The following is a 21938-nucleotide window of genomic DNA, read 5'->3' on the forward strand; positions in this document are numbered from 1 at the left end:
AAAATTCAGGGGGATATCCAGACGCAATTTCTGGCTTAATAATAAAACAATATATCTTATGGTTAAAAGGCGATAAGACGTCATGGAAAAAATGGGAGGAAGAAAATCCTATTAAATAAAAAAATCGGGATTTACCCGATTTTAGATTTTGCAATTACTTTGCGATACAATTCTTCATATTGCGGAAGAATATTCGTTTTATCAAATCGTATCGCTTGTTCTTTTGCTTGATAACTAAACTCTGCCAAACGCTTTTCGTCCTCTAAAATATAAATCGCTTTTTCTGCCATCATTTCAATATCTCCTACTGGGCAAACAAAACCAGTGACTCCGTTAATATTTACTTCTGGAATTCCGCCTGCATTGGACGAAATAACCGGAACACTTGCCGCCATAGCTTCAAGTGCTGCCAAACCAAAACTTTCTTGTTCGGAAGGTAAAAGGAATAAATCTGCCGCTTTCAAAACATCATTCAAGTCACTTACCATTCCAAGACTTTTCACTTTATCTTGAATTCCAAATTCTTGAATCATTTGATCCGCCATATCCCATTCAGGACCTTCTCCAGCAATAATCAATTTCGATGGAATTTGTTTCTGGATCAAATTAAACGTTCCAATTACATCTTCAATACGTTTTACCTTTCTCAAGTTTGAAGTGTGCAAAATTACCTTCTCTTTTGGTTGCGCAAAATTATCACGACAACACACACATTTCTCTGGCAAATATTGATCATTATCAATAAAATTTGGCACTACTTCTATTTCATTTGTAATGTCAAATGCTTGTAAAGTATCTTGTTTCAAACTTTCGGAAACTGACGTTACAGCATCCGATTCATTGATCGAAAACTCAACAGCCGTTTTATACACAGGATGTTTCCCTACCAACGTAATATCTGTTCCGTGCAACGTTGTTACAATTGGTAATTTATACCCCTTTCGAGCCAACATTTGTTTCGTAAAATACGCCGCATACGCATGCGGGATCGCATAATGTACATGAACCAAATCTAATTCGTAATGCAAAACTTTATCATACAAAATTGTACTCAACGCCAAATCGTATGGCTGATATTGAAACAATGGATACGTTTCGACATGAATTCGATGAAAGTATATATTTGGTAATTTGATGTTTAATCTCGCAGGAACATTTGTGCTAAAAAAATGTACTTCATGACCTTTTTCCGCTAAATCCATTCCCAGTTCTGTTGCCACAATTCCACTCCCTCCATAGGTTGGATAGCATACAATTCCTATTTTCATTCGCGATTTTAATTTAGACAAATTTAAGGTAAAATTGCTTCATAAATTACTTGTCGAATATTTTCTCTCACTTTTTTAATGGAAAGATAATTTGGTTCGACGGTTTCATTGACACGATTCGAAAGAAAAATATACACTATGTTATATTTAGGATCAGCCCAAACCATAGATCCAGTAAAACCTGTATGACCAAAACTTTCGACAGATGGGCCAACTTTAGAAATATGTTGCATTTTATCAAAACCAGCTCCACGATGATTTCCTTTGAATTGTTGTTTTGTAAATTCCGCAACTATCTCTGGCTTCAAATAAACCTCATCGCCATATTCTCCACCATTCAAATACATTTGCATCAATTTTGCCAAATCAATCGAGTTAGAGAATAAACCAGCATGACCAGCAATTCCGCCCATCATCGCAGCTCCTTGATCGTGTACAAAACCATGTACCAATTGATTTCTATAGGTTTTGTCGTATTCGGTTGGAATAATATCTTCTAAACTAAATTTTTCTTTTGGATTAAAAGTTGTGCGATACATTCCCAATGATTGATAAAATTTTTCTTGTGTCAATTGATTCAAATCTTTCCCAAAATCCTTTTCTAATTTCTTCTTGAAAATATAATAGCCTAAGTCTGAGTATTCGTATGATTTACGGCCTAAAGATGATTTATAAATATCTTCGTAAATCGTATCTTTAATAGAGTTGATAATATAAATGTTATCTGTAACTTTTATCTGATGTTCCTCATCTTGCTTTCTCGAATAGAAATCTAAATATAATCGCGCATTTTTTACATTGACAGTTTCATTGTAAAAACCAATCCATGGCTTAAGACCAGCTTGATGCGCTAATACTTCACGAACTTTTAAGGAAGATTTGTTCGAGTTTTTTGCATCATTATCAATTTCTCCAATTGTTTGCTCAAGGTTTAATTTTCCTTCGTTTACCTCCAGCATCAACAAAGGCAACGTCGCCGTCACCTTTGTTACAGAAGCGACATCATATAAATCTGTCCACTTCACTTTTTTTAAAGAATTTTTATCTTGAGTTCCAAAGCTTTTATCATACACGATTTTCCCGTCTTTTGCGACTAAAATTTGCATTCCAGGCGTGTAATGATTTGCAATTGCTTCTTCGGCAAGTTTATCTATTTCTAAGAGTTTTTTTTTCCTAAATTCACATTTTCAGGTGCAGTAAATCCTAAACGTTTGATGTGTTTTGTTACAATTCCTTGCCCTTCTTTCAAGTTTTGATTGATATCTACCGGAAATGTTCCATCTGCATCAATTGCTCCAAAAATAACTTGCGCAGCAGCTGCTTGCGCATCTTTTGTATTTTGATAATGAACTGTAACCGCATCTAAATTTGATAAATCAAGATCTTTCAAACCATAAGGACTTGTGAATAATGAGAAGATTTTCTTTTTATCTTTTGGTAATGCTTTCAAAATTGCTTTCGAGTTATCTGACAATTTATATGGTTTGTAAACCGTTTCATTCGATAAAAACGCTCCCGAAATAATCACATCATAATCATTCAATAAATTGATCTGATTTGGATTTGAAATCTTCACCAACTCAACATTTGTATATTTTTGTAAATGTCTCAAAAATTGATCATAATCTGTTTGTTCAAGGGGAACAAAAGCTATTTTTTGATTCAATTTTTTAATTGGTAAAAGTTTGTGTTCATTCTTTACAACTGTCGAAGCTTTCTCAAAAATTTTAGTTGTTAACGCTAAATTTTCAGGAGAATTTAAATCTTCTAAAACATTTGCAGAATTTAAAGTTTTTATTTCATTTAAACCTGTAATATATTTTGCCATCAAAATTTTCTTCACACTTTCTTCTAAACGTGCTTCAGAAATCTGACCTTTATTTATTGCATCAATAATTTTTTGTTTCCCAACGTGTACATTTTGCGAAAACAATAAAATATCATTTCCCGCTACAAATGCTCTATAATCTACATCACCAGCAGGAAACATTTTTGCTACACCATCCATATTCAACGCATCTGTAATCACAATTCCTTTGAATTGTAATTCTCCTTTCAAATAATCTGTAATAATATTTTTAGATAAAGTTGAAGGTATTTTTGGATCTGGTTCTAAAGCTGGAACATTTAGATGCGCCACCATAATTGACTGTACACCTTCATCAATCATTTTCTTGAAAGGTGCAATGTGATATTTCTCTAAATCTGCTTTATTATCTGGAATCAACGGCAAAACTTTGTGCGAATCTTGATCTGTATTTCCATGTCCAGGAAAATGTTTTGCAGACGATAATACGTTTTGCGCACGCATTCCATCCATATAAGCAATTCCTTTTTCTGCAACTCGATCTGGATTTGAACCAAAAGAACGATTCCCGATAATTGGGTTATTTGGATTAACATTGACATCAACTGAAGGTGAAAAATTAAACTGAACACCCATTCTGTTCGCTTGTATACCAATTTGTTTTCCAACTTGATACACCAACTTATTATTGCGTAGAGCACCAAGCGTCATATTCCAAGGAAAACGCTCCACTCCTTTCAAACGCATTGCCAATCCCCATTCTGCATCCATTCCAATTAACAATGGAATTTTAGAAATAGATTGAAATTTATTTGTCAACTCAATTTGATGAGCCGCTTGATCTTGCATAAAAATTAATCCTCCGATATGTTCTTCTTCAATTAATTTTTGAATATCATTTTCATGCACCACATCTCTATTTGTATAGGCTGCAACGATAAATAACTGACCTACTTTTTCTTCCAATGACATTGAATTATACTTCTCATTCACCCATTTCATCTGAATAGAATCTTTGTACAATGGCGAAACGTGTTGCGCTTTCGAAGCTATAGGTAAAATAATTGTTAAGAATACGTATGCGATTACTCTTTTCATTCCGGAATAAATTAATTTTGCTTGTTTTTTCTTTTTTAGAAACATTTTTTAAAGGCCAATCAAGTTAGGATTGGTAAATTTATAGTAAATTGTCAAATTAAATAAATTTATATGAGTATTTTCAGTGTTGTACAGGATAGCATGTTGAATCATCCTGGACTAATAACTGTTTTTGGAGTTGCAGTAATTATTATGTTACTACTTGATTTAGGTGTTTTTAATAAAAATGCACACGCGGTTTCGAACAAAGAAGCGCTTACTTGGACTATCGTTTGGATTTCCTTGGCGATGATTTTTAGTGGAGTGATTTATTTCGTTTTTAAAGAAGCAGATGGACATGCATTTGCCATCAATAAATTTTCGCAATTCCAGGCGGCGTATTGGATAGAAAAAGCCTTATCCGTAGATAATTTATTCGTCTTCATACTCGTTTTTGGATTCTTTAAAATTCCAAAAGAATATCAACATAAAGTCCTTTTTTGGGGAATTTTAGGTGCTCTTCTTTTTAGAGCAATCTTTATTTTTGCAGGTGTTGAATTAATTAAAATGACTTATTTACCATCTTTTTCTATTGGAGATTGGCACTTTAATCTTGGTGATGAAGCAACTCATGCAAATTTTGAAGCAAAACAATTCTTCCGTCCAAATGTCGTTTTAACACTGTTTGGTTTCTTCTTAATTGTCGCCGGAATCAAATCTTGGAAATCAAGTGATGATGATGAAAATCAAGATTTATCACAAAATTTTGGTGTTAAATTGGTACACAAATTCTTTAAAGTTACACCGAATTTTGATGGAGATAAATTCTTTTCTGTTCAAAACGGAATTAAAATGGCAACACCACTTTTCGTCGCTTTAATGGTAATTGAAGTAACTGATTTGGTTTTCGCTGTAGATAGTATTCCTGCTATATTCGCTGTTGCTCCAGACGATCCTTTTATTCTATATTCATCTAATATTTTTGCAATTTTAGGACTTCGTTCATTATATTTCTTGTTGGCAAATTCAATGGATAAATTCAATAAACTACATTACGGCTTAGCGATTATTTTAAGTTTTATCGGAATTAAAATGATTATTATGCCATTCTATCATTTCGAATCGACTATTTCATTGTCAATAATTGGTGGAGTTTTATTAATAACAATTATTTGGTCGTTAATTTCGAATAAATCAGAGGTTAAGGAATAGATTATTATCTTCATATAATGATAAACCCCAAGATTAAATTCAATCTTGGGGTTTATTTTATAATCATTATACCTTACGAAACAACTTCTATCAAACTACCTCTTTCTTCATCTTTTGTGATTTGCAAAGCAACTGGAATTCGATCTTTTAATTCGTCTACGTGAGAAATAATTCCGACAATTCGGTTTTCTTTTTGTAAACTCATCAACGTTTCAAACACGATATTTACCGCATCTGCGTCTTGCGTTCCAAAACCTTCATCAATAAAGAAGAAGTTCTTTTCCGACTTCGCATTTGTTTGCACACTTTCTGCCAAAGCCAAAGCCAAACTCAAAGAAACTTGGAAAGATTGTCCCCCAGAAAGCGTTTTCACACTACGTGAACGACCTTCGTTCAAATAATCTATAATCTCAAAATCATTGTTGTCATTCATTTGTAAACTTAATTGATTTCTCGTCATTCGATGAAATCTCACATTTGCGTTATCACATAATTGTTTCAAATAAATTAACGAAACATATTGCACAAATCCTGCTGAATTAAACAAATTTCGCATCGTTTGTAAATTAGCCGCACGCTTTTTCAACTTTTCCAATTCAATTAACAAATCTTTCTTTTCTACAAAAGATTTATTCAATCGCTCAATTTCAGCTTTTATTTTAGTTACAACTTCAGTAGCTTCTTTCAATTGACTTGTCACAAAAATCAATTTTTCTTCTTGTATTTTATAAATCGTTTCATCAAAAGAAACTTCCGATAATTTTTGCTCTAATTCATGAATTAAATTTTTCAACGTTTCATACAAAATTCGAAAATCTTCCAACTCTTTTCTGATTTGAGAAACATTAAATTTCTGATTTAAAACAAATTGAACCTCTTCAATGTTTTGTATTTGATATTTTTCTAATGCTTTTTCTATTTGATTTTGATTAATAGCCAACTCTTCTTTTAACTCAATAAGTTGTTTTTCAACTAATTCAATTGAAGTTTTTTGAGAAGCTAATTTTGGATTCAATTGATTTAAACTTTCTGTAAATTGAATATAATCTTGTTCAATTTTTGTATTATTTAACTTTAAATCATTCAAATTTTGAAGCACATTTTCTGTTGTTTGATTTTGAAAATCTTCAAATTTCAAGACTTTCAAATTTGCTTGATTTTGCTTGATTTGAGAAGCTTTTTCAGCTTCTTCTAATCTAAATTTTTCTAAAGCATTTTTATATTTTTCAACAGATTCACGTTCTTTCTCTAAAGTTTCACGAAAAGTTTCAATCTCTTTATTTTTATCCGAAATTGTTTTGTCCAAAGCAACAGCTGCTTTCTTTTTTTCTTCAAATAATTCAACATTTTTCGAATCAAAATCTTTCCAAACAAACAAATTCAGATGATTTTCTTGTTCAATTTTCAGATCATTCAAAACTTGATTTTCTTGTGCAATTTGTTTTTCAATAAACTGTTTTTGATCAATCATTTTCTGAACTTCATTTTGTTTTTTCTGAAGCGATTTTAACTTTTCATCAATTTGATTTAATTCATTATTTACAACTTCAAATTTCGTGGAAATATCATCAATTTCAACAATATTCGGATGCTCTAAAGCGCCACAAAGCGGACAAGATTCACCTTCGTGTAAATTATGTGCAAAATGAACCAACTTTTGCTGAACTTCTAATTCATTTTTCTGTTTTTCAATTGATTTTTTAGTTGATTCAAGCTTTTCAAATTCAGAACTAAACCAATTTTCAAAACTTGAAATTTCAATATTATCTGTTTTGAATTGAGCTTCGAAAACATTAATTTGTTGCTTTTGCTCATCTATTTTAGTTTGTTGTTTCTGAATAGATTGTTGCAAATTTTGATTCTGAACAAACCAATTTCCAACCTCCATCAATGTTTGCGCATCTATTTTTGACTCAGCTAAAGTTTTGACTTCTTTTTCAGATAATTTGATTGAAGCTTCAATTTTCTGTTCATTTTTCTGAACCTCTTCAACTTCTTTCAAACCTTTTGCTGTTCTTACTTTTAACTTTTCTATCTCCTCTGAAAAAGTTAAAATTTGAACTATTAATTCTAAATCTGTTTCTTCTTTTCGTTTTATTGGTAAAGTTTCATAATCAGTTTTAATCGCTTCAATTTGGTTCGAAATTTCTTTGATTTGATTCTCGATTAAAGTCAGTTGTTTTTGTTGATTTTCAACTGAAATTGACTTTTCTTCAATCTGATTTGAAAGTTTTTTATGATTTTCTAAAAGTTGAGAAAACGCATTAAAAATCAATTCATAGCGCTCAATTTCAAGTTTTCGTTGATCCATTTCATTTTTCTGAACTGAAACTTTTTCAAAATCAATTTTCTTTTGTTTTAAAGTCTCAAAATCTGATTTCAACGCTTTTAAACGTTGAAATGATTCATTCATTTGATTATATTCTTCTTGAACTTGATTGGTAACTTTTGTTTGCTCAATCAAATTTTCTTCAAGCTCTTTTATTTTTTCTTCCGAAACTTCTTCAAATCCAGATAATTTCCCTTCTAGTTGATTCAAATTCGTTAAGTTTTGAGAATTTAAAGCTGCAACTTTATCTTGTAAATCATAACGATGAAGTCCAAAAATTTCCTTCATCATTTGTGTTCGATCTTTTGCACCCAACTCAATAAATTCCTTGAATTGCCCTTGCGGAATAATAATTGTTCGTTTGAAATTTTCGTAACTCAACCCAATTATTTCTTCTGCTTTCGAATGATTAAGCGGAATCCATTCATTGTCTTTTTGTTCATAAAAAACAACTATTGGCGATTTTACATCTTCAAAACGTTTCGAATTTCTTTTAAATTCACGTGTTGCTCTGAATAATTTTTGTTCAAAATTATAGAAATCAAACTCGATATATGCCAAATTCGATTTCAAATTCATCATATTGTAAGCACGCTTATCTTTGGAATTTAGACGTTCTGTTTCGCCATACAAAACGTACATAATCGCTTCCAAAATTGACGATTTTCCGGAACCTACATTCCCGAAAATTCCAAATAATCCTGCTTCTGTTAATTCAGAAAAGTCAATTGTTTGACGTTCTTGATACGAATAAAGTCCTTCTATGGTTAATTTTACTGGAATCATTATGAATTCAAAATTTCGTTAAACAAATCCTTTATTTCGTCGTTTGGTTCTTGATTTCCATTTTTCGATTTGAAATAATCTGCAAACAATTCCTTCATATCTTTTGTTTGATCTGCAAACTTATACTCAACCATTTCAACCTCTTGATTTTTAACTTTCGGAATCAAATGAATAATTCCATCATGTGATTGATAAATCAATTTTCGTTCATCAGCTTTCAAAAAAGAATCACTTTCTAAAATCAATTCAACCAACGCATTTTGATTTTCATTCAACCATTCTACAGCTAAATTTATATCATCAAAAGTTTTTCGAATAAGCGGTTTTCCATGCTTTAATTCAATTTTATGATAAGAAATAGTTTTATTTGGTTCTGCTTCTATTACCGAAACATACTTGGTTTGACCAGCTTCGGAAAAACTATAACACAAAGGCGAAGAGCTGTACACAACAGGTTTTTCTTCTGTTCCGATGTTCTTAAAACCATGCAAATGTCCAAGCGCTGTATATTGAATTTGAGGCGGAATAGCTTCGGAAAAAATCATATCTGCATTTCCAATTTTAATCGGTTTTTCGCCTTCTGGTTCCTCTAAAATTTCAGCACCTTTTTGGTTCATATACAAATGTGCTATCAATAAATTAACACCATTTTCGTCACAATATTCATCCGCAATATTTTTCCAATTTGTCGCTAAAACTTCATTCAATGCATCTTCTTTATTCTCTCCAAAATATTGTTTCAAACGAATTTCGTTTGCATAAGGCGTATGAATAATTCGAATCGGGTAATCGAAAGAATTTAATTTCAATTCAATCATTCCTTCTACAGATTTTAAAATTTTGAAATCATTTAATTCAAATTCCTGAATTTTTGCATTTGGATAACCAATCAAAATAATTCCACATTCGCGTGCCAACGGATCTGGCGCATCAATCAAACTTGGAGAATCGTGATTACCAGAAATCGCTACAACAGGACGTTTTCCGTTATTCGAAAGTCTTTTTAATGTTTTATAAAATAATTCTACAGCTTCCACACTTGGATTAAAATTATCAAATAAATCGCCCGCAATAAGTACCAAATCGACTTGTTGTTGATCTGCAATTTCGATAATCTCGTTCATCACTAAAATTTGTTCTTCTAATCGCGAAAAACTATCCAATTTTTTGCCCAAGTGCCAATCGGCTGTATGTAGAATTTTTATCATTATTCTTCCGTTTCTGGTTTATTTTTATCATTAAATCGTTGATTGATTGCTTTTAATCGAGCTTTGCGTTCAGCTTCGGCTTCTTGCGCTTTACGTTTCTTTTGATCTAACTTTTTCTTATGCGCTTTTTTATTTGCATCTGTATTTCTACTCATTTCTATTTGGTTTAAAATTAATTTTTCTCCACGCCAAATGATGTCGCAAAGTTAGATTAAATGATAAAGAATTGTAAATCTTTTGTCCAACTAAATTGAAATTATTAACTTGGCTAGAAAGTAATCGAATTTATTAATTTTAAAACATTTATAATGGGAAAAGGCGATAAAAAATCGAGAAGAGGAAAAATTGTGAATGGCTCTTATGGTGTAAAACGTCCGAGACATAAGTATTATTATGAGGAAGATGTTGTTGAAGAAAAACCAACCAAAAAAGCTAAAAAGTAATTTTTTGAAGCTGAAAATCAGGATTGATTTTCAGCTTTTTTATTTTATTCAACTCAACAATAATTTATCCAATGATGAGAATAAAATCTACAATTTAAGCCATTAAATATTGAGTTTATTTGTGCTATCAAAAAATAAAACATGAATATTTTTAAAAAGAATTACAACAAGCATTTTTGTATTATTGGTTGGATTAACACTTTTTAGTTGTAACAATGATGATGATTCAGGAATTACAGAGCAATTAACGCCAAGCGAAATTTTATCCTTTACTTCTTCGGAAACAACTAATGCTTTGAACAATAAAGGACAAAATGTAGCCTTAACAGACACTAATGTTTCTAATTTTGTAGGTTATACCTATTTCAAAAAAGATGATACATTTACTATGTTCAATTTAGATGATACGCCAAAAATGAAAGGAGATTGGTCTGTTTCTGAAGAAGGAAAAACAAGAACAATCGTTGCTAAAAATGATGCAGTAGAAGTTTTGTTTACACGAATTGTTGACATTACAGTTTTAACAAAACAAGAATTTACTTACAGAATTTATCCGTCTAATGATGATAAATCTGTTTATTTCTATATCGTACATACGCCTAAAGCTCACAAAGAGCCAACAAAATAGTGTCACATCAATATCATCCAAATATTTAAATTTAAAAAGCTAAGCGTCAATTGACACTTAGCTTTTTTTGTTATTATTTCACAAATTTATATTCAACATTATTCCAAAAAACATAAGCTCCTTCTTGTTTTAAACTTTCAGGCTTATCTATAATTCTTGGAAAAATATTGTCTTTTGTAATTTTTCCAAAAGAAGAACTTTTACCAGAAGCAGAACTTCCATTTTCAGGATCTACAACAGCATAAGACTCAAAATGTTTGAACAAATAAAATGAATTTGTTGTTTTATCAATTCGACCCAACAATATTTTTCTTGAACCGTCAGTAGCATACAGATTATTTTCTTCTATAGTTGATTTAAATTTAGACGTTTTCAATTCTTCATTGATTATAATCGAATCTTTTTTCAATTCAATAGATTTGACAGAAGGATCTTCGTAAAGCGTCCACGTTTTCTTGAAAAAAGCTTCTGCTTCTACCGGATAATCTTTTCCGTTTATTCCTTTGTAATAGTATGCATCTAAAATTGAAACATTTTTATCGAATTTGAAAATTTCAGTTTCCGTTGGTTGAGGATTCGTAGGCTGTTCTTTGACTGGAGTTGTCACTTCGTCTTCTTGACAAGAAAAGATTACAAAAGCAGCAAAAAAAGGTAATAACTTTTTCATGTATGATTATTATTTATACTAAACAACCTCAAATCTATTCAAAAAGTATAAAATCTATGTTAAATATTCTTTGTTTCAAGCCAATTCTAACAAAAGTCATTAAATACAAAATCAACAACCTCATTATATTTACAGAAACAAAAACAACATGAAAGCAATTTTATTTGCCTTATTTCTATTATTGAATACTACAATTTTTGCTCAATCTCTTGAAATAAAATCGCCGAATAAACTTCCTAAAAATGATCAACGTACAAAGATATTTTTGGGCGGAACAATTGATATGAGAAATTCTGAAGATTGGCAAGCGAAGGTTTCAAAAGAATTGAAAAATGAAAAAGTCATCTTGCTAAATCCTCGTCGTGATGATTGGAATACCGCTTGGAAGCCTGTGAAAGAAGAGCCCGAATTTCGCAAACAAGTGGAATGGGAGTTGAATGCATTAGAAAATGCAGACTATATTATTATGTTTTTTGGAAAAGATTCTAAAAGTCCGATTAGTTTGTTAGAAATGGGATTGTATGCAAAAAGTGGAAAACTTTTGGTGATTTGTCCAGATGGTTTTTGGCGAAAAGGAAATGTTGATATTACGGCAGAAAAATATGGTGTAAAACAATTTGATTCGATAGAAAATGTGTTAGATTATTTAAAAAATATTCTAAAATAATTAATTATAAGAGAGAGAATTAAGTTTTGAATCGAAAGGTTTAACATATAATTTTATTTCTCAAAATCTTATTTTAAAAATTTATGTTTTAGCTTTGAAACCGCTTTAATAGTAAGTTTTACAGATTATGAAACATAATGATTTGGAAATTAATCGGTTGATTGAACGATTAGAATCTTTAGGAATTTTGGTCGAAAAAATCGAGAGTTCTGGTTTTGGTAGCATGTTAAATTTTGAAATGATTTATCAACTTCCTGAACAAAATATTTCTAACGCTATCAATTTTAGACGTTTTGATATACAAGATGTTTATCTTTATTTCAAAGAGGCTGTTAATCAAAAAGGAGATTTACTTTTTATAGAATAAACGAAAAATGCTCAAGAATTTGAGCATTTTTTTATTTCAATTTTTGTAAGTCATTAACTGTATAAAACTTCATATCATTATTCTTCACAAACTTGCAAATCTCTTCTAAGGTTTTAAATTCAGTTTCATAATTATTAATTGCTTTTGCAACTGTTTTATGCGCGTAAAAAATGACTATCTTATTGTTATCCTTTGCATATTGCAACAACGAAATATAATAAGGCACATTAAAATGCTCGTAACTATTATCGATTCCTAAACCAAAAAATAACGGTTTATTTTGATAATAACAGTTCTGAAAATTAGGCGCTTCGTTTCCATAAGTTGTTCCTCTTAAGGTTTTAAAATGATTGAAAAGTAATTGACCCGATTCTACACTTCGATCGCCATAAGGATAAGAAAAATCGGTTACATCAAAACCTTTGTTTTTCATCAAACTTAGCATTGGAGCGATTTCTTTTTCAATAAATTCTTTTCCTCCAAATTCTTTTATATACTTTGTTGTATATACATGAATTAAACCATCCGCAGCAATCTCATTTCCGTTTTGTTGCAGATAAGTTAACTCACGAATTTGACTCTCCGAAAGCTTATCAAAATGCGTTACATAAAACGTTCCTTTCCAATTGTATTGTTTCAATTTTAAATTCGCATTGAACCATTCGTCCACATAATCATCATCAAATGTAAGCACCACTCCTCCTCTATTTGTAGATTTTTTTGTTTCTTTTATCGCATCTTATTCGTGTGTACAGCTATTCAACACAAAAATTGAAATCAGACAAACAAAATAATAGTTGAGTTTTAGCATTCTTTATCAGTAAGTTTTAGTAGTTAAATATATCGAAAAAGCAACTATTAAAATCAGAAATTTTTAAAATTAAGCAAATTTTAATTTTAGATGATTTTGAAGTTTTAAAAAAAAACCACTCAAAATTGAGTGGTTTAGAAAATACTATATTGTAATTTATATCTGCTGATACATAAAGTTTTCACCTAGATAAACGCGACGAACATCTTCATCATTTGCTAATTCTTCTGGCGAACCTTCTTTCAAGATTTTACCTTCGAACATAATATATGTTTTATCGGTAATTGCAAGCGTTTGCGATACATTATGATCGGTAATTAAGATTCCGATATTTTTATCTTTTAACGAACGTACAATTTTCTGAATATCCTCAACCGCAATAGGGTCAACTCCAGCAAAAGGCTCATCTAATAAAATAAAATTAGGTTCTGTTGCCAAACAACGTGCTATTTCGCAACGACGACGCTCACCTCCAGAAAGTAAATCACCACGATTTTTACGAACATGCTCTAACGAGAACTCTTCAATCAAAGCATCTGTGCGCATTTGTTGCTCTTTTTTGGAATGTTTCGTGAATTGTAAAACTGATTTGATATTATCTTCTACAGAAAGTTTACGAAAAACAGAGGCTTCTTGCGCCAAATATCCAATACCTTTTTGCGCGCGTTTGTACATCGCATCGTTTGTGATATCTTGTTTATCCAAAAAAACTTTTCCTTGCGTAGCCTTTACCAAACCAACAATCATGTAGAAAGAAGTCGTTTTACCAGCACCATTTGGTCCTAATAATCCAATAATTTCTCCTTGTTCTACTTGAAAAGACACATTTTTTACGACATGTTTTTTACCGTAATCTTTTACTAAATTCTGACCTTTTAATACAATTCCCATATCGCTTCAAAGATAGGATTTTTGTTATTTAATCGAGTTAATAATATCATATTTTGTGATGATATGATATTTTCCGTTTTCTAATTCTATTAAAACAGCTTGATTATCCTTTGTAATTAACTTCGAAACTTCTTCGATAGATGTTCCTGCTTTTACGACTGGATATGGTTTTTCCATTATTTCGTGAACAGGTTTTTCAGCAACATTTCTATCTTCTAAAAATGCTTGAAACAAATCTGATTCATCCAAAGAACCAACAATTCCATTCACGTCCATTACTGGAATTTGAGAAATTTTGAAACGACGCATACGATCAATTGCATGAGAAGCCAATTCCTCTGTACGAACCGTAACCAAAGGTTTATCAACATGTTCTTTGATTAAATCGACAGCTGTTTTGATTTCTTCGTCCAAATATCCTCTGTCACGCATCCAATCATCGTTAAAGATTTTTCCTACATAACGAGAACCTGAATCGTGGAATAAAACTACTACAACATCATCTGGTCCGAATTCGTCCTTCATTTGCAACAATCCTTTGATCGCTGATCCCGAAGACATTCCAACAAACAAACCTTCTTCTAAAGCTAAACGACGCGTATAAACCGCTGCATCTTTATCAGTCACTTTTGTAAATCCATCAATAATATCAAAATCTACGTTTTCTGGTAAAATATCTTCACCAATTCCTTCTGTTACATAAGAATACACTTCATTTTCGTCGAAGATTCCTGTTTCTTTATATTTTTTGAAAACTGATCCATACGTATCAACTCCCCAAATTTTAATATTAGGATTTTTTTCTTTCAAGTATTTCCCAACTCCTGAAATTGTTCCTCCAGTTCCAACACCAACAATAAAATGCGTTACTTTTCCTTCTGTTTGTTCCCAAATTTCTGGTCCAGTTTGCTCATAATTCGCAATTGCATTTGATGGATTATCATACTGATTGACATACCAACCATTCGGTGTTTCTTGAGCCAAACGTTTAGAAACTGAATAATAAGAACGTGGATCATCTGGCTCAACATCCGTAGGACAAACCACAACTTTTGCACCAACAGCGCGCAAAATATCCATTTTCTCTTTCGATTGTTTGTCTGTAATCACACAAATTAATTTGTAACCTTTGATCACAGCAGCCAAAGCCAATCCCATTCCTGTGTTACCAGAAGTACCTTCGATAATTGTACCTCCTGGAACTAAACGACCATCTTTTTCGGCATCTTCAACCATTTTTAACGCCATACGATCTTTACAAGAATGACCAGGGTTAAAATATTCAACTTTTGCTAAAACTGTACATGGTAAATCCTTTGTAATCTTATTAATTTTAACCAAAGGTGTATTCCCAATCGTTTCTAATATATTGTTTGCGAATTTCATTTTTTTCTAACTTTTAAATTAAAACATTAAATTTTATCTAAAATTAATAGCTTTTGCAGGTGTAATTTTAGATATCATATACGAAGGCAAAAGTAATACAATTGCACAAACTAATAACGCTCCTGCATTTAATAAAACAATTGTGCCAAAGTCTAAATAGACTGGAGCTGTTGATAAATAATAGTTTTCTGCTGGAAGTTTTATAATTCCGAAATATTTCTGAATGAATAATAATCCAAGTCCAATTACATTTCCAGCAATTAATCCTGGTAACATGATAAATAATGCGTAATTGATGAATAATTTTCGGATTCGCCAATTTGTCGCACCAAATGCTTTTAAAATTCCGATTGAATGTGTTCGTTCTAAAATTAATATCAATAAAACCATCACCATATTAATCACCACCACAAAAAGCATGATAAAAAGAATAATGACAATATTTTTGTCGAAAATCGAAATCCAATCATTAATCTGAGCAAAAGATGCTGTTGCTGATTCTGCATACAAATTATATGGAATATTTTCTTGCACACGCTTTGCAACTGGATCAATATTTTCGACATCATTTACAAATAGTTCGAAACCACCAACAGTTGTCGAATCCCAACGATTAAGGCGTTGCACATGCTTGATATCACCAAACATAATTTGATCGTCAAAATTTTTGATATCAGTTTTGAACAATCCAGAAATGGTAAATCGACGATAAATAGGCTTTGTATCTTCTTGAATAAAATACATCACAAACGAACTATCAACATCCAATTTCATTTCGTCCGCAATCTTTTTAGATAATAAAACCTCATCCATTATCGAATCTTTATTGATTCGAGGAAAATGTCCTTTTACCATAAATTTTTCGAAACGAACCGAATCATAATCTGTTCCAACTCCTTTGAACACCACACCACTAAAGTTTTCATCCGTTCGGATAACACCACTTTTATTGGCAATTGCTTGTACATGTTCTATTTCTGGAATCGATTTAAACTTTGGATAAAAAGCTTGATGAAGTGATAATGAATCGGAATTTAATGACGTATTACTATTATAGTTTCTAATCGTAATATGACCATTAAAATCGGCCAATTTTTCTTTGATTGCCATTCTTGCTCCAACACCAGTCGAAATTGTCACCAAAGAAACAATCAACCCTAATGCTACCGCAATTTGACCTACTCGAATAATAATACTCGATAAGTTATTTTTAGTATTTTTACCAAGCGCAATTTTTTTTGAAAACCACCAAGAAAAACTCAAATTATATATTTTTTATAAGATTAAAACTAACTTTAGGCTTTAAATTCGTCTAAATTCAAATGATTCAAAACGAAATGAAAAACTTTGTCAAATATACATCAATTGGTTTACTTAGTTCAGTTATTTTTTTCGGCTTTTCTACTCCAATTTTAGCTCAAAATAATACATCAAAAACGATAGATAATCATTCAACTATTCTTGTTGGAGCAGAAAATACAACGCAATATCTTTCGAAACTAAAAGGTAAAAAAGTTGGTTTAATTTCAAATCAAACAGGAATTGCTACAATTAATGGAACAACGATGCATACAGTTGATTTGTTGTTAAAAAACAACATAAATGTTATAAAATTATATTCTCCTGAACATGGTTTTCGTGGTGATGCTGATGCTGGAGCGAAAGTAAAATCTGGTGTTGATTCTAAAACAGGCTTGCCGATTGTTTCGCTTTATGGCGACAATAAAAAACCAAAAGCAAATCAAATTTCGGATGTTGATGTTTTGATTTTTGACATGCAAGATGTTGGTGCTCGTTTCTATACTTATATTTCCACTTTGCATTATGTAATGGAGGCTGCAGCTGAGAATGGTAAAAAAGTAATTGTATTGGACAGACCAAATCCGAACGGACATTATGTAGACGGACCAGTGATGAAAAATGAATATAAATCGTTTGTTGGTATGCACAATGTTCCGATTGTTTATGGAATGACGATTGGCGAATATGCACAAATGATAAACGGTGAAGGTTGGCTAGCAAATGGTGTAAAAGCAGATTTGGAAATTATTCCACTTATCAATTATACCCATCAATCCAAGTATAATTTACCAGTAAAACCATCACCAAATTTACCAAATGCTCATGCGATCAATTTGTATCCAAGTACATGTTTGTTTGAAGGAACAAACGTCAACGAAGGTCGTGGAACAGATATTCAGTTTCAAGTTTATGGTTCACCATTCCTAAAAAATATGCCTTATCAATATACGCCAACTTCAAAACCTGGTGCAACAAGTCCAAAATTCAAAGATGAAGTTTGTTACGGTGAAGATTTATCGAATGTTCCGTATCAATCTGCCATCAATTTAAAATGGCTTATTAATGCGTATAAAAACAATACGAAACAACCTTTTTGGACGATGAATGGTAAAAAGTTGTGGATTGATCAACTTTCTGGAACTGATGAATTGCGCAAACAAATAGAAGCAGGTTTATCAGAAGAAGAAATAAAAGCAACTTGGCAAAAAGATTTGGAAGCTTTCAAGAAAATAAGAACAAAATATTTGATTTATAAGGATTAAATTAATGCAAGTTAAAAGAAGCGTTCTTCAGAAGCTGTCTACAAATGAATTAAATTCTTATATCAAAGATGATTCTAGATTTGTTCCTGAAGCAATAAAAATAGCTTTCGAAATTTTAAAAAATGAACGAAATGTTCAGTTTTCTGAAATTGAAACAACTCGAATTAAAAATTTAATTTCATCTAAAATTATTTATCATGAAAAAGAAAAAAAGAAAAATTCTTTCGAACCAAATTTAGTTGAAGACATTGAGGAGAATAATGAAGTTCCAAAACTTCATACTAAAACTGAAATTGTTTTTCATTCAAGCGTATTTTTTTCTTTTATTGGAGCTGTATTATTCTATAAAAATCTAAAAAAAATTAAAGACATTATGCTCTTTCATTATGTCATTTTAGTTCTTTTTAGCCTTTTAATGTTAGTTTTTGATTATTATTTGTACGAATATATAGTTAATCATCAAGAAGAATTATCACATATTAAATACAAACGTTTTGGTAATTTCGGGATATTTATAACAATTCGTGGAATAGCAAATTTCATTCTTATTAGTTTAATATGGAATTACTTTTTTGGAAAAGATTTTAAGTATAGGGAATTAAAATAATTAAAAACGGAAGCCAAATTTGACTTCCGTTTTATATGTTTTAGAATGATTATTTTTCTCCTACAACAGCAGAAATAGATTCGCCTAATTCTTTTACTTTTTCATATAATTTTGTTGAACCTTTTTCAAATTCAATTGTAATTTTTCCTTCTCTTGCTTTTATTTCTAAGGAATCTCCTTCTCTCCAAACGTAATTTTTTCCTTCAGTCACTGGTTTTCCAAATACTTTTCCGATTTCTTTGATTGCATTTGCCGACTTTGGTTTATCAAAAATTGCTGAGTATGAATATACTTCGTTGCTATCACTCACACTAACTGAAACATTAGAATGAGTTGTTGAACTTGAATTTTTGCTAACTGATTGTGATTTAGCTGTTTGTCCGTTACAAGCAAAAGCTATTAAAGTTATTGCGATAAATAATGTCTTTTTCATATTTTTATTTTTTTATAAAATTCTGAAAAAGATTAATTTGCATTGGTTAATGAACGGTTAACGAAGCGTTAACACAAAACGAGCTACAAAATAATTGTAGCTCGTTTTTAAGTATTAAATTTATTTATATTTTTTGTCGCAAGAATTTTATCTCCAAGATTTTTAATTTTATCTACAATTTCTTGATTATCTGTACTTTTTTGAATCTCCATTTTAAGTGAATTATCATTCAAAATAATTTCAAAACTTCCTCGTCCAGTCCAGATATAACCAGATTCTTCCAAAATTCCTTCACCAAATTCTTTCTCGATTGTTTTCTTTATAATCTCTTTTTTATCCGAATTAAAAGTTCCTTTCATCGAGTAATAAGACTCCGTATTATTCGCTCTCAATTGTGCAAAAACTGCAAACGTTAATAACATTAAGAACAAGCTTAAATATTTTTTCATTTAAGGTCTATTATTTAAGATAAATATATGAAATTTTTCAGCAAAAAACATTTTATAATTCGTTTAATATTTCAATAGTTAAGAATTCTCCAGTCATCGAATCAAAAGAAAATAAACAGTTTAGACGACTATAATCATTTGCCAAACGATTTGGATCATTATTAATAATTCTTTGATAATCATTATTTTTACGAATCTGAGTTTCATCAACATTTCTATTCAAATCAAAAATATTTTGACCTTCATAAACCTTACAAATTGGATTTGGAGAAAGATAAAATTTAATCGAAACAATCATTTCATCAACAATTTTCACAGAAATGCCTTTTTCCTTGTACAATACAATTTTCCCTTGAGGAATATTTTGCTCTGAAATATCAGATTCAAATTCTGTTTGAAATGATTGAAACAATTCGTCATTCATCGATTTTCCGATCAATGAAAAATACTGATTTGGATTGGCTTGAAATAAGTTTATCATATTTTATAGAATTGATTTCATAAAAAAACCTTTCCAAAAATAGAAAGGTTTTGATTAATTATTGAGTTAAAAAACCTTAGTTTTCTTTCAAATAAACTCCGTCAGCTTCAAAATTATATTGCAACTGAGGTTTTGTTATTTTTGCGATTTCTTCTTTCGATTTTCCTTCATCTTCTGCATAATGACGTAATTTCTCTACAGAAATTTCACTTACAAAAGCTTTTCCGTGTACGACAACATTCGCATTTTCACCATCTAAAGGCATAAAAAATCCATAATCTTTGAAACGCACAAACGATTGTTCTTCGCCTTTTCCAAGATCAACTTTCATCCAACAACCTTTCTTTTTGCAAACAGATTCTATCGTCGAAACAAACTGAACATTTTCCAAAGAATCACCACTTTTCATGTTATCGTATAACTTTCCAAGTTCACTTTTCGTCAATGTATTTTTGATATCAAACGATTCTCCATACACTTGATACGCGTATAAATCGTCTATTTTAGCCGTTCCGTTATCTAAAATTTTTGATTGAACTTTCGAAGCTTTTTCAGTTTTAGCCTTCGTTTCTTTTTTTGTTTGTGCATTTGTTGTCAATACAAAACAAGTTAAAGCACAAAGAGTTAAAATATATTTTTTCATAAGAGTCTTATTTAGTTCAAATTTAAATAATTGTCCATTAACAATTTTATATTTGGATATGAATTTTCTAATAATTGAGGAATTTCATTCTCTTTTTTCCATTCAACCGATTCAATTCCTTCCTCAGTTTGCGGCAAAGGCAATTCAACACCGTCATAAAAAACTTCGAACCAAAATGTTTCTTTGATAATATATTCTCTCAAAAAATAAATGTGAAAAGTAGGCATCAAAAATCGTTTCAACTCTAAATTTGTCAAACTACATTCTTCTTCAATTTCGCGAATTGCAGATTCTTCTCTCGATTCTCCTTTCTCCATTTTACCTTTTGGCAAATCCCATTTCCCAAGTCTGAAAATGAACAAATAATCGTCTTGCGGATTACGAACAATTCCGCCCGCGGCTTGAATATGTTTGTAATATTTTAAGAATTTCGTCCAAACAACATCAATATCTTCACTAAAAATATTGACTAAAGCGGCTGCTTTTGATGATAATAAATGAAAAGATTCATCAAATTGAGCTTCATTTTGAAACAAAATATTTTTTGCTTCAGGATTAGATTGGTTGCTGAAAGTTAACAAACTTTCATTAAAAAAAACTTTGTACATTTGAACGATTTGTTACAAATTTATAAAAAACTCACAAGGATATGAAGGTAAATACAAATAAAGTCCGTTTTGCAAAAAATCAACAAGAAGCATACACTTTTTTGTTGGATATGAAGAATTATGAGCAACTGATGCCAGAGGATACAAAATCGTTTGAAATTCATGAATCTGGAAAAGGATTTACGGTTGGTGTTGGTGCTTTGCCAAAGGTTGGAATGCGTTTAAAAGAGACAGTTGAGCCATCGAAAATTGTTTTCGAATCTCCGGCACCTGCTTTTGAATATACTTTGACAATTTCTATTGATGCAGTTGATGAGAATTCGTCTGATGTTTCGTTAGATTTTGATGGAAATTTCAATATGATGATCGAAATGATGGCGAAAAAACCATTGACATCTTTCATTGAAACTATTGCAGAAAATTTAGGAAAAATAGGGTAAAACCATTTTTTCGGTAAATAAAATTTCTAAAACTGTTAAATAAACTTTATATTTTAAAGTTATTTAGCAGTTTTTTTATCTAAATTATTTTTTATGAAACACTTTTACTCAAAAATAATTCTCCTACTCTTTTTTACTTTTACACTAAATAACCCGTAGTGCATTT

24 protein-coding genes are annotated in these 21938 nt (G+C 30.7%); 8 read left to right on the top strand and 16 right to left on the bottom strand.

Annotated elements, in window-relative coordinates; genetic code table 11:
• Window positions 1-131: 131 nt before the first annotated feature.
• From bshA to B2X73_RS01870, 3 genes are read right to left on the bottom strand one after another with little or no spacing between them, the layout of a single operon-like run.
• On the bottom strand, window positions 132-1268 hold the full coding sequence (gene bshA, locus B2X73_RS01860) for an N-acetyl-alpha-D-glucosaminyl L-malate synthase BshA (RefSeq protein ID WP_125348800.1): 1137 nt from the start codon (window positions 1266-1268) through the stop codon (window positions 132-134).
• Between the two features lie 23 nt (window positions 1269-1291).
• A complete protein-coding gene (locus B2X73_RS01865; RefSeq protein WP_125348799.1) occupies window positions 1292-2422 on the bottom strand; it encodes a serine hydrolase domain-containing protein in 1131 nt (376 codons plus the stop codon).
• A gap of 2 nt (window positions 2423-2424) precedes the next feature.
• Window positions 2425-4173 (bottom strand): glycoside hydrolase family 3 protein, encoded by a 1749-nt coding sequence (locus tag B2X73_RS01870; protein WP_260391930.1) that lies wholly within the window; start codon window positions 4171-4173, stop codon window positions 2425-2427.
• Window positions 4174-4284: 111 nt separating this feature from the next.
• Between B2X73_RS01870 and B2X73_RS01875 the strand changes: the two genes are divergently transcribed.
• Window positions 4285-5364, top strand: a complete 1080-nt coding sequence (locus tag B2X73_RS01875) for a TerC family protein (RefSeq protein WP_286494642.1) — start codon at window positions 4285-4287, stop codon at window positions 5362-5364.
• A 73-nt stretch (window positions 5365-5437) separates the two neighbouring features.
• Here the strand turns inward: B2X73_RS01875 and B2X73_RS01880 are convergent, their stop codons facing one another.
• Genes B2X73_RS01880 through B2X73_RS01890 form a run of 3 tightly spaced genes read right to left on the bottom strand, consistent with a single transcriptional unit; the run spans window position 5438 to window position 9842 of the window.
• Entirely contained in the window at window positions 5438-8479 is a 3042-nt protein-coding gene (locus B2X73_RS01880; RefSeq protein WP_286494643.1) for an AAA family ATPase, read from the bottom strand.
• On the bottom strand, window positions 8479-9684 hold the full coding sequence (locus tag B2X73_RS01885) for a metallophosphoesterase family protein (RefSeq protein WP_125348858.1): 1206 nt from the start codon (window positions 9682-9684) through the stop codon (window positions 8479-8481). The genes B2X73_RS01880 and B2X73_RS01885 overlap by 1 nt, the downstream gene beginning before the upstream one ends.
• A 2-nt stretch (window positions 9685-9686) precedes the next feature.
• Window positions 9687-9842 carry a hypothetical protein gene (locus B2X73_RS01890; protein WP_185144078.1) on the bottom strand — a complete coding sequence of 52 codons (156 nt, stop codon included), beginning with the start codon at window positions 9840-9842 and terminating at the stop codon, window positions 9687-9689.
• Between the two features lie 153 nt (window positions 9843-9995).
• Here B2X73_RS01890 and B2X73_RS01895 point away from each other — a divergent pair, with 153 nt between their 5' ends.
• Both B2X73_RS01895 and B2X73_RS01900 read left to right on the top strand, forming a co-directional pair.
• The gene (locus tag B2X73_RS01895; protein WP_219033578.1) at window positions 9996-10130 is read left to right on the top strand and encodes a 30S ribosomal protein THX; all 135 of its coding nucleotides are present in this window, start codon (window positions 9996-9998) and stop codon (window positions 10128-10130) included.
• Between the two features lie 184 nt (window positions 10131-10314).
• The gene (locus B2X73_RS01900; RefSeq protein ID WP_291095615.1) at window positions 10315-10758 is read left to right on the top strand and encodes a DUF4822 domain-containing protein; all 444 of its coding nucleotides are present in this window, start codon (window positions 10315-10317) and stop codon (window positions 10756-10758) included.
• 73 nt (window positions 10759-10831) lie between these two features.
• Here B2X73_RS01900 and B2X73_RS01905 read toward each other — a convergent pair whose 3' ends face one another.
• Window positions 10832-11425, bottom strand: a complete 594-nt coding sequence (locus B2X73_RS01905; RefSeq protein ID WP_221856011.1) for a hypothetical protein — start codon at window positions 11423-11425, stop codon at window positions 10832-10834.
• 148 nt (window positions 11426-11573) lie between these two features.
• Between B2X73_RS01905 and B2X73_RS01910 the strand changes: the two genes are divergently transcribed.
• Entirely contained in the window at window positions 11574-12092 is a 519-nt protein-coding gene (locus tag B2X73_RS01910; RefSeq protein ID WP_180904942.1) for a nucleoside 2-deoxyribosyltransferase domain-containing protein, read from the top strand.
• 127 nt (window positions 12093-12219) lie between these two features.
• Entirely contained in the window at window positions 12220-12459 is a 240-nt protein-coding gene (locus tag B2X73_RS01915) for a hypothetical protein (protein WP_038334521.1), read from the top strand.
• A gap of 31 nt (window positions 12460-12490) precedes the next feature.
• Here B2X73_RS01915 and B2X73_RS01920 read toward each other — a convergent pair whose 3' ends face one another.
• The 4 genes from B2X73_RS01920 to B2X73_RS01935 form a co-directional block, all read right to left on the bottom strand.
• Window positions 12491-13192, bottom strand: a complete 702-nt coding sequence (locus B2X73_RS01920; protein WP_280045388.1) for a polysaccharide deacetylase family protein — start codon at window positions 13190-13192, stop codon at window positions 12491-12493.
• Window positions 13193-13426: 234 nt separating this feature from the next.
• On the bottom strand, window positions 13427-14155 hold the full coding sequence (gene lptB, locus B2X73_RS01925; RefSeq protein ID WP_125348857.1) for an LPS export ABC transporter ATP-binding protein: 729 nt from the start codon (window positions 14153-14155) through the stop codon (window positions 13427-13429).
• Between the two features lie 30 nt (window positions 14156-14185).
• Complete coding sequence (locus tag B2X73_RS01930) at window positions 14186-15547, bottom strand: pyridoxal-phosphate dependent enzyme (RefSeq protein WP_291095617.1); 1362 nt, start codon at window positions 15545-15547, stop codon at window positions 14186-14188.
• 33 nt (window positions 15548-15580) lie between these two features.
• Window positions 15581-16810 (bottom strand): ABC transporter permease, encoded by a 1230-nt coding sequence (locus B2X73_RS01935; protein ID WP_115001360.1) that lies wholly within the window; start codon window positions 16808-16810, stop codon window positions 15581-15583.
• Window positions 16811-16884: 74 nt separating this feature from the next.
• Here B2X73_RS01935 and B2X73_RS01940 point away from each other — a divergent pair, with 74 nt between their 5' ends.
• Entirely contained in the window at window positions 16885-18111 is a 1227-nt protein-coding gene (locus B2X73_RS01940) for an exo-beta-N-acetylmuramidase NamZ family protein (RefSeq protein ID WP_286494646.1), read from the top strand.
• Window positions 18112-18115: 4 nt separating this feature from the next.
• Complete coding sequence (locus B2X73_RS01945; RefSeq protein WP_180904946.1) at window positions 18116-18718, top strand: hypothetical protein; 603 nt, start codon at window positions 18116-18118, stop codon at window positions 18716-18718.
• Window positions 18719-18767: 49 nt separating this feature from the next.
• On the opposite strand, the gene B2X73_RS01950 is transcribed toward B2X73_RS01945, so the two are convergent.
• From B2X73_RS01950 to B2X73_RS01970, 5 genes are all read right to left on the bottom strand, one after another.
• Window positions 18768-19151, bottom strand: coding sequence for a hypothetical protein (locus tag B2X73_RS01950; protein WP_115001364.1), 384 nt, complete (start codon window positions 19149-19151; stop codon window positions 18768-18770).
• Window positions 19152-19258: 107 nt separating this feature from the next.
• Window positions 19259-19600 carry a hypothetical protein gene (locus B2X73_RS01955; protein ID WP_115001366.1) on the bottom strand — a complete coding sequence of 114 codons (342 nt, stop codon included), beginning with the start codon at window positions 19598-19600 and terminating at the stop codon, window positions 19259-19261.
• A 52-nt stretch (window positions 19601-19652) separates the two neighbouring features.
• Window positions 19653-20081, bottom strand: coding sequence for a hypothetical protein (locus B2X73_RS01960; RefSeq protein WP_291048637.1), 429 nt, complete (start codon window positions 20079-20081; stop codon window positions 19653-19655).
• 76 nt (window positions 20082-20157) lie between these two features.
• Window positions 20158-20724, bottom strand: coding sequence for a DUF4920 domain-containing protein (locus B2X73_RS01965; protein ID WP_291048640.1), 567 nt, complete (start codon window positions 20722-20724; stop codon window positions 20158-20160).
• Between the two features lie 11 nt (window positions 20725-20735).
• Window positions 20736-21332: an NUDIX hydrolase gene (locus B2X73_RS01970; protein WP_219033584.1), complete on the bottom strand. Its 597-nt coding sequence runs from the start codon at window positions 21330-21332 to the stop codon at window positions 20736-20738.
• Between the two features lie 41 nt (window positions 21333-21373).
• On the opposite strand from B2X73_RS01970, the gene B2X73_RS01975 reads away from it, so the two are divergent.
• Entirely contained in the window at window positions 21374-21772 is a 399-nt protein-coding gene (locus tag B2X73_RS01975; RefSeq protein ID WP_219033585.1) for a hypothetical protein, read from the top strand.
• The last annotated feature ends 166 nt before the right edge of the window (window positions 21773-21938 follow it).

It is taken from the genome of Empedobacter sp. UBA7252, assembly GCF_002472765.1.
GTDB classification, from domain to species: Bacteria; Bacteroidota; Bacteroidia; order Flavobacteriales; family Weeksellaceae; genus Empedobacter; species Empedobacter falsenii_B.

Bases quoted from the DNA above. Each gene is read 5' to 3' on its own strand.
- bshA (WP_125348800.1), bottom strand. From the start codon at position 1,268: ATGAAAATAGGAATTGTATGCTATCCAACCTATGGAGGGAGTGGAATT.
- B2X73_RS01965 (WP_291048640.1), bottom strand. From the start codon at position 20,724: ATGAAAAAATATATTTTAACTCTTTGTGCTTTAACTTGTTTTGTATTG.
- B2X73_RS01890 (WP_185144078.1), bottom strand. From the start codon at position 9,842: ATGAGTAGAAATACAGATGCAAATAAAAAAGCGCATAAGAAAAAGTTA.
- B2X73_RS01910 (WP_180904942.1), top strand. From the start codon at position 11,574: ATGAAAGCAATTTTATTTGCCTTATTTCTATTATTGAATACTACAATT.
- B2X73_RS01870 (WP_260391930.1), bottom strand. From the start codon at position 4,173: ATGAAAAGAGTAATCGCATACGTATTCTTAACAATTATTTTACCTATA.
- B2X73_RS01970 (WP_219033584.1), bottom strand. From the start codon at position 21,332: ATGTACAAAGTTTTTTTTAATGAAAGTTTGTTAACTTTCAGCAACCAA.
- B2X73_RS01880 (WP_286494643.1), bottom strand. From the start codon at position 8,479: ATGATTCCAGTAAAATTAACCATAGAAGGACTTTATTCGTATCAAGAA.
- B2X73_RS01975 (WP_219033585.1), top strand. From the start codon at position 21,374: ATGAAGGTAAATACAAATAAAGTCCGTTTTGCAAAAAATCAACAAGAA.
- B2X73_RS01955 (WP_115001366.1), bottom strand. From the start codon at position 19,600: ATGAAAAAATATTTAAGCTTGTTCTTAATGTTATTAACGTTTGCAGTT.
- B2X73_RS01950 (WP_115001364.1), bottom strand. From the start codon at position 19,151: ATGAAAAAGACATTATTTATCGCAATAACTTTAATAGCTTTTGCTTGT.
- B2X73_RS01945 (WP_180904946.1), top strand. From the start codon at position 18,116: ATGCAAGTTAAAAGAAGCGTTCTTCAGAAGCTGTCTACAAATGAATTA.
- B2X73_RS01915 (WP_038334521.1), top strand. From the start codon at position 12,220: ATGAAACATAATGATTTGGAAATTAATCGGTTGATTGAACGATTAGAA.
- B2X73_RS01930 (WP_291095617.1), bottom strand. From the start codon at position 15,547: ATGAAATTCGCAAACAATATATTAGAAACGATTGGGAATACACCTTTG.
- B2X73_RS01905 (WP_221856011.1), bottom strand. From the start codon at position 11,425: ATGAAAAAGTTATTACCTTTTTTTGCTGCTTTTGTAATCTTTTCTTGT.
- B2X73_RS01895 (WP_219033578.1), top strand. From the start codon at position 9,996: ATGGGAAAAGGCGATAAAAAATCGAGAAGAGGAAAAATTGTGAATGGC.
- B2X73_RS01960 (WP_291048637.1), bottom strand. From the start codon at position 20,081: ATGATAAACTTATTTCAAGCCAATCCAAATCAGTATTTTTCATTGATC.
- B2X73_RS01940 (WP_286494646.1), top strand. From the start codon at position 16,885: ATGAAAAACTTTGTCAAATATACATCAATTGGTTTACTTAGTTCAGTT.
- B2X73_RS01875 (WP_286494642.1), top strand. From the start codon at position 4,285: ATGAGTATTTTCAGTGTTGTACAGGATAGCATGTTGAATCATCCTGGA.